General features: G+C 61.0%; 10 protein-coding genes. 8 read left to right on the forward strand and 2 right to left on the reverse strand.

Annotated features, from left to right (window positions below):
* Nucleotides 1–429 precede the first annotated feature (429 nt).
* The 3 genes from V5E97_RS04755 (at nt 430) to V5E97_RS04765 (ending at nt 2,578) form a co-directional block, all read left to right on the forward strand.
* Nucleotides 430–978 (forward strand): hypothetical protein, encoded by a 549-nt coding sequence (locus tag V5E97_RS04755; RefSeq protein ID WP_406698140.1) that lies wholly within the window; start codon nt 430–432, stop codon nt 976–978.
* Between the two features lie 382 nt (nt 979–1,360).
* Nucleotides 1,361–1,999 carry a DUF4304 domain-containing protein gene (locus V5E97_RS04760; protein ID WP_406698141.1) on the forward strand — a complete coding sequence of 213 codons (639 nt, stop codon included), beginning with the start codon at nt 1,361–1,363 and terminating at the stop codon, nt 1,997–1,999.
* Nucleotides 2,000–2,254: 255 nt separating this feature from the next.
* Complete coding sequence (locus tag V5E97_RS04765; RefSeq protein WP_406698142.1) at nt 2,255–2,578, forward strand: TfoX/Sxy family protein; 324 nt, start codon at nt 2,255–2,257, stop codon at nt 2,576–2,578.
* 119 nt (nt 2,579–2,697) lie between these two features.
* On the opposite strand, the gene V5E97_RS04770 is transcribed toward V5E97_RS04765, so the two are convergent.
* Together V5E97_RS04770 and V5E97_RS04775 are read right to left on the reverse strand one after the other, a co-directional pair.
* Nucleotides 2,698–2,946, reverse strand: a complete 249-nt coding sequence (locus V5E97_RS04770; protein ID WP_406698143.1) for a hypothetical protein — start codon at nt 2,944–2,946, stop codon at nt 2,698–2,700.
* Between the two features lie 438 nt (nt 2,947–3,384).
* Nucleotides 3,385–6,897 (reverse strand): sialidase family protein, encoded by a 3,513-nt coding sequence (locus tag V5E97_RS04775; RefSeq protein ID WP_406698144.1) that lies wholly within the window; start codon nt 6,895–6,897, stop codon nt 3,385–3,387.
* 303 nt (nt 6,898–7,200) lie between these two features.
* Here V5E97_RS04775 and V5E97_RS04780 point away from each other — a divergent pair, with 303 nt between their 5' ends.
* From V5E97_RS04780 to V5E97_RS04800, 5 genes are all read left to right on the forward strand, one after another.
* Entirely contained in the window at nt 7,201–7,404 is a 204-nt protein-coding gene (locus tag V5E97_RS04780) for a TOBE domain-containing protein (RefSeq protein ID WP_406698145.1), read from the forward strand.
* A gap of 420 nt (nt 7,405–7,824) precedes the next feature.
* Nucleotides 7,825–8,262 carry a hypothetical protein gene (locus tag V5E97_RS04785; protein ID WP_406698146.1) on the forward strand — a complete coding sequence of 146 codons (438 nt, stop codon included), beginning with the start codon at nt 7,825–7,827 and terminating at the stop codon, nt 8,260–8,262.
* 124 nt (nt 8,263–8,386) lie between these two features.
* Nucleotides 8,387–9,367, forward strand: coding sequence for a DUF1559 family PulG-like putative transporter (locus tag V5E97_RS04790; protein ID WP_406698147.1), 981 nt, complete (start codon nt 8,387–8,389; stop codon nt 9,365–9,367).
* Between the two features lie 721 nt (nt 9,368–10,088).
* Nucleotides 10,089–12,614 carry a serine/threonine-protein kinase gene (locus V5E97_RS04795; protein ID WP_406698148.1) on the forward strand — a complete coding sequence of 842 codons (2,526 nt, stop codon included), beginning with the start codon at nt 10,089–10,091 and terminating at the stop codon, nt 12,612–12,614.
* 22 nt (nt 12,615–12,636) lie between these two features.
* Nucleotides 12,637–13,629, forward strand: coding sequence for a hypothetical protein (locus V5E97_RS04800; RefSeq protein ID WP_406698149.1), 993 nt, complete (start codon nt 12,637–12,639; stop codon nt 13,627–13,629).
* Nucleotides 13,630–14,082 lie beyond the last annotated feature (453 nt).

Raw genomic sequence — 14,082 nt, forward strand, 5'->3', positions numbered from 1 at the left:
GGTGGCGCGAAGTGTGGCAGGCGACCTGATATACTCTCTCGTACTCCTGACGGTCAACTGCGTGGATGGTAAAGCTTCGCCTAACCCGTTATGAATTGATCAACGATTTACGATTGACCAGCGGCCAGAATCCAATTTTTCCCGTCGGGTGGGCACGGCCCACCATCCCCATCTCCTTGCCGAGGCGAAGTTTAAGATGGTGGGCCGTGCCCACCCGACGGGAATGGTGAGGCCGACGATGATGCCGTGGCCGATCGCATTGAAGTAGGGAAAAACGGGTTCGGCGAAGCTTTACCGTGGATGTAACGTAACGTCGGAAGTGTTAAGGCTGATGGAACGCCAGCACCTCGGGAGATCCAAGCTCTAAACGTTCTCATCAACTACGGCAATTTGCCCACCAATTTTGCGACTCACAGCAGGTAGTCAACAATGGCTGATATTTCGATCAATTTCCACGCTTTACCTCAGGAGCTACTTTCGTTCTTGCGGCAAATCGCTGCAGACTTCGGCCTCCACATTGTCGCACTCAATTATCGACCATTCGATGCACACAAGGTACCTCACAACCAGCTCGATAACTATTTCACGTTAGATTCGCCCTACAGGCGATTCCATTTATCGCTTGGCGAACCTGTGCTTCCCGTCAAACATGAATTGGACTTCGGGGATCAGAACCCAAACAGCCTAAGGTTAGATGTAGGCACTCTGAACGAAAACGGACTTGAGGAATCTTGGCTATCAGCACGAACGCACAGCACTACAGACATTGCTACTTGGAAGAAGATCGCCCGGCGATTGAAGGGATTGACTGTGGAGGGTGCAACGGCGTTCAATCCGAAGACAGGATTATCTGGCCCATCGAAAAAACGCCGATTTACGGAGGGCGCTTTGAAGCTGGTATCAGCAGGAACGACAATGCGATCAATCACAGGAATTCACTTAATCCCATTTGAAGACTACAAGAAACCACAATCATAAGCTGCACTAAAACTAAAGCCCAACAAAACTTTTCATATTCGGGGGTAGGTCGAGGGGGGGGGACATAGTGATTTTAGGTCTGCTCCTTCTGAGGACGCCCCCGGGACGCAAGCACGACCCCAGTCCGAGCCGGATCGCCGTCGCGCGGGTCCATGAGACCCCAGGACTTGTCATGTGATATCCCCATATCCTGAATCAATCTACACAAGCTGGATAAGTTGACTCCTGTGGCACTCTTCTCTCCTCCGCGTCGCAACGGCGGCGTCGAGCCAGAAGCTTGGGAACATCCTATTTCGCCCAGATAACGTCAAAATTAACGAGTGCCCCCGTTTCGTTCAAGTACCGAGAGGTTCCTGACGACCGCAACCAGCATGGAGGCCGCATGGCAAAAACTTACTCTCCAGCCGAAGAGCTGCTCGACGGCGTGCTCGCCCAAGGGGTGACCCCGCCTCTGCGGGCAGCCGGATTTCGGAAGACCGGGCGGAATTACCATCGCAGGAAAGGCGGCACCGTGCAGGTGGTCAACATCCAGGTGAGCCACGGGTCCACTGGGATGGAAAAGAAGTTCTTCGTGAACGCCGGCGTGGCGTTCGACGCCATCTGCGAACTGGCAGGCATCCCGGTCCTCGACAAGGTCAAGGAGTACGAGTGCGACGACCGCGGAACGCGTTCACGGCTGGCCGAGATGATGCCCGGCGCCCCCGATGTGTGGACTGTCCAGGCAGGCGTCGATCCCTCCGACGTTACCGCCGCTCTCCTCGGGTTCATGCAGGGCCTAGTCGCGGAGTTTGACGTCATCGATGGCCCGGCGGCGTACCGCTCGCACCGATGGTTCGACCGGTTTCGGCCCGTCCCGGCGAATGCCCAGATATTCTACCTGATCGGGGATAGGACTGGGGCACGCCGGGAGGTGCAGGATCTGGCCGCCTTCTTCGCGGACCGTAAGAACGCGAATCGCGTGGAGTGGTGGGTGGAACGTCTTCATTTGACCGGATTGGGCCCTGCTCCGCAGGAAACTTGAGGGGTTAGCCGTGCCGGGAGTCACTCACCGCCCCCGACGGAGCCAGGACGGGCGGCGAGTGATCGCCGCAAACACCGAAAGCCGGGTAGGCCATGCCTACCCGGCTTCGGTTGTTGGTGCCTCGCCTGCCGCTCGCGGCGGGTGCAATACCGGACGGGCGAACCGCCGGGTAGCATGAGTTTTTGGCGCGGAGCACTGGCAAAGCACACAGGTGTTATCGGCGTGCGGTCAACTGGACTTGAGCGGAGGTGATCCTTGGCGTTCAGCGAATCCCTGGCTGCCCGTACCCGCGATGCCTTGGCTCGCGAGAGGAGCATCATCGAGAAGAAGATGTTCGGCGGGCTTTGCTTCCTCCTGAACGGGAAGCTTCTCGTTGGCGTCTTCAAAGACTCTCTGCTGGTGCGTCTCGGGGCTGACGGTGCGAAGTCGGCGCTCACGAAGCCCCATGTCAGGGAGATGGATTTCTCCAGCAGGCCGATGAAGGGGTGGGTGGTCGTCGAGCCGGATGGGATCGATAGCGATCGCCAGTTGAAGGAATGGGTCAACCAGGCCATCGAGTTCGTGGTGACGATTCTCTGAACCCGGCTGCCGGGGTAATGCCAGCACCAGACAGGCGGGGAACTCGGGCTCGGCGACGATGCGGGTGGTCACGCGACGTAATCCTTCTCGATCTCGCCGAGTCGCGAAAAGGGAGACAGTTAATAATTAAGAACACGATGCTGCGACAATTGCTGCTCCATATCCATGCTCAGATTGTAAACTTCCATAATTCGTTGCATGTTCGTGCCGTCATAGCGATTGGCTTTCTCCCGAGCATTCTCATCAGAGGATACATAAACGGGGTAATCATCGTGGCCGTATGTATCGCATATAACAATAACATGCGTTGCCCCTTCAGTTTTCCCTCGCTCCAGCCATGCTTGAATCTCTTGTCTAGTTGCTGCCATCGTCTTTCCCTTCCTCGTTACTCAGTGCGTCAGCTGTTTCATTTGCCGAAAAATGGGGACATACGATTTCAGGTCTGCTCCTCCGGGGGACGCCGCAAGCACGGCTCCAGTCCCAGCCGAATCGCCGTCACGCGGGTCCATGATACCCCGGGATATGCCAGATGATATTCCTACACCTTAAAACAATCTGCGCAAACTGGACAAGACGACTCCTTGGCACTCTTCTCTCCTTCGCAACGGCGGCGTCGAGCCAGAAGCTTGGGAACATCCTGTTTCGCCCAGATAACGTCAAAATTGACGAGTGTCCCCGTTTCGCCCCTCACGGGCCTGCGCACGCTCGGGCCGCACACGCCCCGCAGAAGGAGCGAGCGCGGCCCAGTTAAAGAATCTCGCGGTTTTAGCAGGAGACGGAGGGCCCGGACACGCCCAACATAGGTGTCATGGCAAACGGCCCGACTTTGGGCCGATCGCTTTGTTCACCAGCATCTTCAGCCGCGAGTCCGATGAGACGAGCTTGCCGGCGAGTACATCGTCCTCGGTGAACTGCGCCATCAGGATTTCGCTGTCGGTCGCACGGTTGCGATCATAGGAAATCAAAAGGCGGCCATCGGGTGACTGGAAGCCGTCAGGATAGGACACGCCGTTCCGTTCGTCGAGGACGAGGCCCCCCTTCCACGACTTGCCTTCATCGTCGGAAACAAAGGCGGTCATCTGCGATCGGCTTTTGAGCCGCTGATCGATCGGGCCGTTCTTGACCAGCAACAGGCGGCCGGAGGCGAGGCGACGCAGGAAGAAACGAGCGCTGACATTTTTGATCGTGGACACTTTGGGGTCCGACCACGTGCGGCCCTGATCGCTGGAGAAGCTCTCAGCGATGCCGGACTTGGTGCGTGCCAGTAACCAGAGGCGGCCATCGTTCCGCTCCACGAACATATGCTCGTCGAAATCCGTATTCGGAATCGTGACACCGCCACGCCGCGTCCAGGTCACGCCCTGGTCGTTCGAGACAAAAATGTTGGCCATGCGCAACGGGTCGAGTTCCCGGTAGCAGTCACGGAACTCTTTCCCCATCCGATCGCGGGTCCACAACGAAATGGGGAGCAGCCACTCTCCGTTTTTGAGCACGGTGGGCTTGTTCAGCGTCATCCCATGCCAGATTCGCCGCGGGGCGGACCACCTGGGCGTTTCGGCGTCGGGATTGTCGCAGGTAATGGCCCAGACGCCTGCTCGGCCGTCGAACGATCCCAGGGATTGATCGTAGAAGAGCCAGAGCTTGCCGGTGGGATCAGTCCAGAAATTCCCGACGAGCGCGCTGTGCGGCAAGCTCGCCGGCGCCGGGGTATCGACGGGATCGATCACCAGACGAGGTTTCGACCAGGTCGCACCGTTGTCGTCACTGCTTGCGGCCACGAAGTAGGCCAAAGGGCTGTCCCCACCCGCGACCCAGGCCGCCCAGAGGCGGCCGCCATGGGTACGCTCGATGCCGATCGTCATTGCGTAGTCGCGTTGCTCGTCGGAATACTCAGGGCCGGGCGCCGTGTTAATCACCGTCGGCTTAAGTGTGAGATCAAGAACGGCAGGAGGTGGCATGGCGGCTTTCACGGCGTTCGAGCTTGTTGGCACGGCCGGCGAAAGCGGCGGCAGCTTGGCGCTGTAGTGGACGGCGCGATGGCGATTATCGTCGAAGGCGAAGTGCAACCACTGCTTGTCCTGGCTCACGAAACCATCGGGGTAGTTGAGATTGCCTTTGGGCCCGTCACTGGACTCTGGCACGAGCACGCGCTGATAGGGCCAGGTTTTCAGACCATCAAAGCTGATCCAGAGCGCCAGCGGACTGCGTTGTTTGGGGTTCGGGTTGTGGAGCATGGCCACGGCGTCGCCGCCGAGCGAGTAGAGGGTGGCCTTCGACCCTGGATTCGGAATCTCCGTCTTGGTTGCGAACTCCGGCCAGGACTTTCCGCCATCCTTCGACTCCGCCGCGTAGAGCACGCCCCCCAGTCGGTCGCCGCGAATGATCATCACGATCCGCCCATCCGCCAGCTCGGCGAGGTTGTTCTCCGCCCAGCCATGGTAGCGATCGTCGGCGGTGAGTCGCACGTTGCCATGCTCGCTCCAGGTCTTACCGCCATCACTGCTGATGAGCACACCGTTGCGAGGATTGCTGACATAATGGCGCAAAGCTTTGTGCCACGGCTTCTCCTCCGCCGGTGGGGGCGGCACGTCCTTGCCGGGGCCGACGTAGTGCTGGAACGGAATGATGATCCGACCCTCGCGAGTCACGATATGATTGCGGATGAAGGTGAAGTTGGCGAGTCGGCCCGGCATCGGTTCCGGCTTACTCCAGGTTCGGCAAAGGTCGTCGCTCCGCATCATCCACGACTGCCAATCGCGGCCCCAGGTCTGCGAGTGCGTGCTGAAGAACAAGGTGCTTTGTTCCCCTCGCACCATCAGCTCCGTCGGCCCCTGGCCGCTCGTTTTGCACTCACGAGGGAATCCCATCTCGACCGGTTCCAGCGGCGACCAGGTTCGCCCTTGATTGGTGCTACGCGTCAGGCCGATGTAGTTCTTGGGCGACGGCTCGAAGTCATCACCTGCCAGCATGAAGAGGGCCCAGGAGCCGTCCGCCAGCTCACGGAGCGTCGTGTCACAGACGAGCTTGTTCGGCGTTTTGCCGTCGTAGGCAATGGTGGTGCGATCCTGTTTCGCATCCTCGGCGGCTTGCTTGAGCCATTTGCCGGCAGCCGCGGGCGCAACGGCGGACGCACGCGGCTTCGCGTTCCGGCCCGTGGCCTGATTGACCAAGACGCGCTGGCGCGCTTTCGCCGACCGCCACTCACCGCTCTTCACATCGTCCTCAGTGAATGAGGCCATGAAGACTTGCTTATCTCCCGTGCGAGCGTAGTCGTAGATCAAGTAAACGGTGCCATCGGGCGCCTGGACGCCGTCAGGGTAGGACACGCTGGGGCGTTCATCAATCATCAGACCGCCGGTCCAGGTCTTGCCGTCATCATCGGACAAGTGCGCAATCAGATGGGAACGCGTTTTCCGATTCGGCGGGTTGTGCGTCACCAGCAGCAGCTTTCCCGATTGGAGGCGTCGGATGAAGAAGCGTGAGTTGACATGGGGGATCGGGGACACTTTCCCTTCACTCCAGGTCTTGCCGCGATCGGTCGACACGCTTTCGCCGATGCCGTAAGCCGCGCGGACGAGCATCCAGAGGCTGCCATCGCCGCGTTCGACCACGGAGTGTTCGTCAAACACGCGGTTCGGCACGTGCGCTTGCCCCCACAGCGACCACGTGGCCCCCTTGTCACGGGAGACGTGAACGTTAGCTCCATTTTCGGATCCGAGGTCATGACGATACTCAGGCGGTATGGCCGCCTTGGCCGGCTCGACCCAGACCGATGCGGGGAGCAGCCATTCCCCGGTCCCGAGCACCGTCGGCTTGTTCATCATGATGCCGTTACAGAGGCGGCGAGGTGCGGACCAGCGTGGAGCCTCGTCACCCGAGTTCTCGGTCACGCTGCACCAGACGCCGGAGCGACCGTCCCACCAGTTGTACGACTGGGCCCAGAACAGCCAGAGCCGCCCATCCGGGTCATGCCACAAGCAAGGGTCGTAAGCGCGCACCGGGCCGGCGGGATCGATGACGAGTCTGGCTTTCGACCACGACTTGCCGTCATCGCCACTGCTCACGACCATGACATAATTGCCCGGCCCTTCACCCGGTTCATCCGGCCCGCCCGCATACCAGGTTGCCCAGAGGCGGCCATTCGCCGCACGCTCGATACCGGGAATTCCCTGAAAAATGCGTGTGTTGTCCGCGTATTCAGGGCCGGGCGAGGTGTTGATCGTCGCCGGCTCGAGCGCAGGGTCGAGGATCGCGGCGACGGCGACCGAAGGCCAGGTCAGAACGGTCACCAGCAAGAGGGAGGCGAATTTGCACATCATGGGGAATCGGCTCGTGGAGGTCACGGTGAGTACGGCCGGGGAGATCACTTCGTCGCTCCCAACGCAACGGAGACCCCGCGATCGATGGCTCACTTTGCGTTGTGTTGCAGAAAGCACCGAGGAACCAGCGGCCAATCACTCCCGGTTCATTCCGAATCGAGTGGCCGTGAGCAAACCTCAGCATCTCGGGAACGGACTCCGGACCTATTCCTAACCGAACACGATGCCCCAGGGAAGTCGGTCGATTACCATGACCCTGCCGGTAAACCGAACCCGATCATCTCTGGCAGAGGGAGACTTGCGATGCTCAGTGCTCGAAACCAACTCCCTGCAACCGTCAAGTCCGTCAATCTAGGCTCCGTCATGGCCGAAGTGGTCATGACCGTTGGTGACGTCGAACTCGTCGCCGCAATCACGCGCGCCTCGGTCGAAGCGCTCGACCTAAAGGCTGGCGACGCCGTCAAAGCCGTCATCAAATCCACCGAGGTCATGATCGACAAGACGTAACTCAGACCGTAAAGCTTCGCCAACGCGATCGGCCATGGCAGCATCGTTGACCTAACAATTCCCGCGGCGCGGGCACGACCCACCATCTTAATCTCCACCCTGACAAGGAGATAGGAATGGCAGACCGTGCCCAACCACAAGATCCTTCCGATCATCTCAATTCAAATCGCATCTCTTCTTTTAACACATCAAAGCATTCACGATTATCGATATCTATGCGGAAGCCAGGGGAATGGGGGCGGAGCTCCCAAATTCTCTTGGTCGAACAGGCCCGCCATGATCGTGTCGGATTCCGCCAGACTTGCAGTGGAAGTGGATCCTCCGTTATAACGGGCATACCGCTATGATCGTGCCACCAAATGACACGATCATAGCGACCGGAATCCAAAATCCGCTTCTTCATCTGGGAACTTGCCTGCCATGAAAGCCTCGCGGAATCGGCCCGGCTGCGCCTTGATCGAATTCCTGGTGGTGGTCGCCCTGATCGGTGCGTTTCCCACGAGAAACTCCGCGGGAAGCGATGAGTCGGCGGAAAAGGTCATTCCCGCCGTCGAGGCGCATGACCACGTGGATGAGACGGTCACGGTGGCGATGACCGTCCGGGCGAGCAAGGACGCGGCCCCGCGCCGGGAGATCTACCTCGACTCGGAGGAGGATTTCCGGGACGAAAAAAACGTCGCCGTGGTCCTCAGCTATGACCAGCTCGACGCCTTCAAGCGGGCGGGCATTGACGACCCGGCCGAACACTACCGAGGAAAATCGATCCGGGTCACGGGAAAGTTGATCCGGGAGGCCGACCAGGTCCGGATTCGGGTCGCCGAGCCCAGTCAAATCAAGCTCACCGAGAACGACAAATAAAGGCGTCCGAGGTTGCAGGACCGACGCCCCAATCGGTCCTCGATTTCGCCTCTCCCCAAAGACTTATGGGATCGTTGATACGTCCCCCCCTCACTGACAACGTGATCTCGATCCGGAGCGAGGAATGAAGAGGCCCAGACGTCATTCTGATGGATTTACGTTAATCGAACTGCTCGTCGTCATCGCCATTATCGCCGTATTGATCGCCTTATTACTCCCGGCCGTTCAGGCGGCCCGCGCAGCCGCCCGACGCGTCCAGTGCGTCAACAACCTGAAGCAGTTGGGCTTGGCGAACCACAATTATGAGAGCACCCACTTCGTCTTCCCACCAGGGCAAATGAAGCTCAGCTACGCAACGACCCCCAAATTCCGGGGATTCTCCCTGTTCGTGAACTTGCTTCCCTACATCGAACAGCAGCCGCTCTATAATCGGTGGAACTTTTCCGACCCGCTGACCAACACCGAGGGGACGACGGCAAACTCGGCGACGGTCCTGGCCGCGTTCCTCTGCCCGGCGGACATCATCCCGCAGAACCCGGTCGCGAACTCGACCCGCTGGTACGCGATCGCCAGCTACGGCGGGAGCGGCGGCAGCCAGTCGCACCCACCGGCGAGCTTGTCCTCTGACGGGATCTTCCACGCGACCGGTCCGGCCGCCCCCGGATTCAACCAGGTGCGCATTGCCGAGGTGACGGACGGCCTATCGAACACGCTGCTCCTCGGAGAGCGGAACCATGTCGATCCGAACTACGACAGCTTCGCGGCGGCGGGGTGGACCACCGAGCCCATGTGGCAGTGGGGATGGTGGGCGGCGGGCGGAGGCAACTTCGGGCTCAGCGACATCACGATGAGCACCCTGGCTCCGATCAACTACCGCATCGGCTTCAGCTACGCGAACCGGCCGTCAGACGCCGGCAGCGCAGCCGCATTCGCCGCCTACGACACCCTCCGAGTCTGCTCCTTCGGCAGCCAGCACCCCGGAGGCGCGAACTTCGCGATGGGCGACGGCTCGGTGCGATTCCTCAAGGACACGACCTCCCAAGTGGTGTTGCGCGCCTTAGGGACACGCGGCGGGGCCGAAGTCGTCACTGCCGACTCCTACTGAGGCGGTGGAAAACCTGCCTCCGCTCACATGGGGCCGAAAGACCTGAGCCCCCTGATCATTAGCAACGACCCGCGACTGGGCGAGAATCGCGATGGATTTCCGGCCCGGTCGAATCAGTAGTACGGCCGGGCCGGCCGTGCTACTGCAAACCAACCCGTGGCGGAAACCGCAAGAATCCTCGGTGCTTTCGCTCTGTCGCGGATCATTAATGCGTGACATTGGCGCAGGGCGACTGGCCTTCCAGTTGGCCTCTTAACCCCTCGTTCCAACCGCGGATCGCAACGATCTGGGCGGAGTGAGCGAGGCCGTGAGCACGTCGATCCGCCCAACCCCAAATCCCCCCGCCGAGATCAGAATCACAGCGCCGTCCTGTCTCGCAGTCGGTGCTTCTCCCGCATCATCGGAATACCAGAGACGGTGAGCTTACTCTCTGGAATTTGCATATTTCTTACATCGTCACGCGTCTCGTCGACCGCGATGAGTGAGCTTGGCGAATGTCAACTTGAGGCGATCATCCTTCCCCCGGCTGATCCATCCGGTCGCGGAGCCAGCCGAGCACCTCCGGCATCGCGCTCACGACGTTGTTTTCAGCGCCCGCCCCGGAATCTCAATTGCTTGTCTGGACGATGTTGGCGACAATACCATGTCCGATAATGCTGCCGTAAATTCACATAAATCACCAGTCAATCTAAAATTTGAGACCACGCGCAGGATCTTCTCTATGACCGCCGCCACTGACGACCCAATCGGCACGTCATTTGCCAGTGGACGCTATATCATCACGGCCAAGCTCGGCGAAGGAGGGATGGGGGCGGTCTATCGTGCGGAGGACAAGAACCTTCAATCCAGTGTGGTGATCAAGCTTCCTCACCGTTCGATGGTCACCGACGCCGAATTTTCGCGCCGGTTTCGCGACGAGGTAAGGTCGCTCGTGCGATTGTCCCACCCGCACATCGTCAAGGTCACCGACGTGGGGGAGTGGGAAGGCCTGCCATTCGCGGTGCTTCAGTTCCTGCCGGGGGGCAGCCTGGACGACCGGCTCGCCGTGTGGCAGGGGCCGGCCGCCCTGGCGGCTCTGGTGAGCTGGCTCGGCCCCATCGGCAGCGCGCTCGACTACGTTCATTCGCAGAAGATGGTGCACCGCGACGTCAAGCCGGGCAACATCCTCTTCGATGCGCAGGGGCACCCGTTCCTCGGTGACTTCGGGGTGGTCAAGGTGCTGGCCGCGGCGGCCGACGACCGCTCGGGGCGGACGGCGATGACCGGCACGGGCATGGTTCTCGGCACCCCCCACTACATGGCCCCCGAACTGATCATGGGCGACCCGTTTGACGGCCGGGTCGACCAGTACGCCCTGGCCGTGACCGCCTACGAGCTCCTGTGCGGGCGCCGACCCTTCGAGCATGAGGTGGCGACTCGTGTTCTGATGATGCAAACTCAGGACGCGCCGCCGAGCGTTGCGGCCTTCAATCCCTGGACCTCCCCCCAACTCGAGTCAGCGCTGCTCAAGGGGTTGGCCAAAGACCCGAACGATCGCTACCCAACGTGCGCGGCCTTTGCGGCCTCCGTCGTTGAGGCGTCCGGGCTGGGGCCGGAGGAGCGAGGGCGGGTGCGGATCCGTTGCGGATCGTGCGGAACGTCGATGTCGGTTTCGGTTGAGACGCTGGCAAAGCTGAGCCTGAGTAAACGCAGCGCCCCTTGCCCGAAATGCCAGCAGCCGCTCAACCTCACGGGGGGGACCGCGACCCTGGTTCCCCCCAGCCGATCAGGCAAACAGGCTCGAGGGAACGGCGGCAGCGGCACAACCGTCCTGGACCTCCGCGGAAGCACGCCCGAGATCCCCGTGCTGAGGCCACAAAGCAAACCGAGAGTACCGGGCGATGGCACAGTGGTCTTCGGCAGCGTCCCGGCGAAAACCGTCGCGGCATCCCCGTCAAAACTGGACGCGGGCCTCGAACTGCTCGATTCTGAAGAAGAGGAGGATGATGGGGAGGAGGACAAACCCAGTCGCCCACCGTTCTTCTGGGTTACCGTCGGCCTCGCACTGGCTTGCGTCCCGTTATTTGCCGTTGCGGCCTTTCTCTGGAGGGCGACCACAGGCCGCTCAGGGAATTCGCGAGAAGAAGCCGTCGCCAGTGTCGTCGCGGCAGGTCAGGATTTGCCCGCAACCGTGCCAGGGGAGGGGAGAGCGAGGGAGCGGGTCGCCCGGAACAATGCCTTCGTTCCGCAACGACAAGGTTCGGCAAGGAGTGCGTTCCCTCGCCTCGAAACCGGCCCTTTCGCCAAGACGAGGCCATCCTTCGGCACGCCAGGGCCGAGGATCGACGCTCCGGCAAGCGCGCGCAGCAGCAATTCCCCGACACTGATGGATCTCTCGCAACCAGAAGCGGGATCAAATCTGCCAGGTAAGGACGCGAGCCCCCCCCCAAGCCAGACCCACGGCATCGCGTCCCAAGCTGGAAGTGAGCGCCGCAAAGGCGAGCCTTTGGAGAAGCCTGCTCCCCCCCTCGAGCTTGATCCCGTTGCGGACGATGAGAAGCCATCGTCGCGCAACGTACCGCTCCGCCAGGTGATGACGACCCCGGAATCAGTCGCCGGAGAGTTGATCACACTGGAGCAGGTCTACTGCGTGGGCAAGGTCCCCTGGCGGCTGGCGGACGGCTCGTTGCAAGTCGCCCTGATCGAAAGTGACCTGGAACTCACGTCCGGCTTCGCGCGCGTCCGGTTCAAAGACTCGTTCCAGATCGGCCTGGACCGTCAGTTGGCCGATCAACTTATCCGGCTCGGTAAAATGCAGGAGATCGCCGACTCACCACCCGCTTCCTCCGAGTGGATCATGCAGCCCGCGAACCTGACGCTGAAGGTCGCCCACTCACCCGGGACGGACAAGAAACAGGCCACGCGGATTGTCCGGCTGGAGTTCTTCGAGAGCTTCAAGAACGAGGTGCGTGGATCCGCCCGAAAGCGACTCGTCGTTCGCTTCGCCACCCAGACCGTCACGGCGGCCGGGGTCTCGACCGGTTTCGGCAACAGCGACGAATGGCAGAAGGTCCCGAAGCTCGGACATGCCTATAACCAGTTCCAACGGTTCTTCGAGAGCAACCAGAGTAAGAATAGTCAAATGAAGTGGGAGGCGTTCAACAACCAGCTCAACCGCCTCATCGGAGAAGGAACAAGACAGAGCATCGCGGAGCAGGCGGCCATCCAGGCGCGGCTCCGGCAGATGACCACGCCTCGCCTACCCTGACTAGCCCGAGAGGATGTTGTCGATGACGCGAACCACCGTGGCAGCCCTGGCCCTGATCGCCTCGTTCGCGGGCCAGGCCTTCGGTCAGATCAATTTCATCGGACCAGGCTCAACCCCCCAAGGGGATATCCTCCGGGGCGGGGGAGTCTTCCTCCAGGGTGCCGGAATCTATAACTATTACACGGCGATGGGCGACTCGATCAACGCCGACACCATGATGCGCGTGAATGAATACATCTATCTCTCAATCCGGCAAGATCGAGCCGAGAAAGCGGCTCGACGCGCGCGAAGGACGGCGGAGCGACTGGCCAATTTCAACCAGATCCGCGACCGGATCGAGAATGATCCGAACCAGAACGACATGGTCAAAGGGGACGCGCTCAACGCCCTCTTCGAGAAGCTCGTCGGACCGAAGATCTCCCCCTCTTCCTACCGGTTGAACTCGTTCGAGCTCGACTCCGACATGGTCCGGAGGATTCCCTTCTTTTACGCCCCGAACCAGGCAACGATCGCCATGTCGCGGATCATTCCGGCGGGCAAGTGGCCGATCGCCCTCCGCGGGCCCGAGTTCGCCCCCCAGCGGCGCAACTACGAACACGCCCTCGACGCCGTGCTCGAGCTCCAGCTCGACCGCAAGACCACGCGCGATTCTCTGATCGCTCTCGAGACCGCCGTGAAGGACCTGTCCGAGCGGCTCGACCAGGTCATCTCTCCGGAAAAGGAGACCCTCTACCTGGAGGCCAAAGGCTTTATCCGACGACTCGAAGCCTCCAAGGAGATGATGAAACGCAAAGACATCGAGATGATTATTGGTGAAATCGATCGTTATTCCGGGACGACGGTTCACGACCTGGTTATCTTTATGCAACGGTACAACCTCCGATTCGGCGTCCCCGAGATCGGCACGGAGCGGGCCGCCTATCCGAAGCTCTACGCGGCCATGAAGCAGCAATTCGATGAATTGAACGAGGCCCTTCAGGTTGAGGGGCGCGCTCCTCGGGACCGCGAGCAATGAGCGACGGAGGCCACGGATGACGACAAAGACTCGGTACGCCACGGCTGCGGTAGTCGGCAGCCTCTACGCCGCCCTGGTCATCGGATTGGTCGGGGCACAAGCCCGGTCCTACCGCGCGGGGCTCCGCCTCGATCGAGAACGGAACCGCAACGTCGCTCCGGTTCCCCCCCTCGCGTCATTGACTTCGCCTGCTCGAGCGCCCTTGGAGTTGGACCTCCCGCCGGGCGACGAGGTCCCCGTGAGGGACTCCCAGTCGATTCCGGAGCCCACCACTCCGCTCAGCCCGCCGGAACCAGTGCCGGAGCCGGAGCCAGTGCCGGAGCCTGCCCCTGCTTCACGTGCGTCCGAGGCCCCGGCGGAGAACGCGGAGGCGACCCCTTCTCCTTCGACCCCGACGCTCACCACTGTGAATCGCCCGCGCACCGGGCAATCCCCCGGAGCGGTCTGGGCCGA

It is taken from the genome of Singulisphaera photorubra, from assembly GCF_045290345.1.
Taxonomy (GTDB): domain Bacteria; phylum Planctomycetota; class Planctomycetia; order Isosphaerales; family Isosphaeraceae; genus Singulisphaera.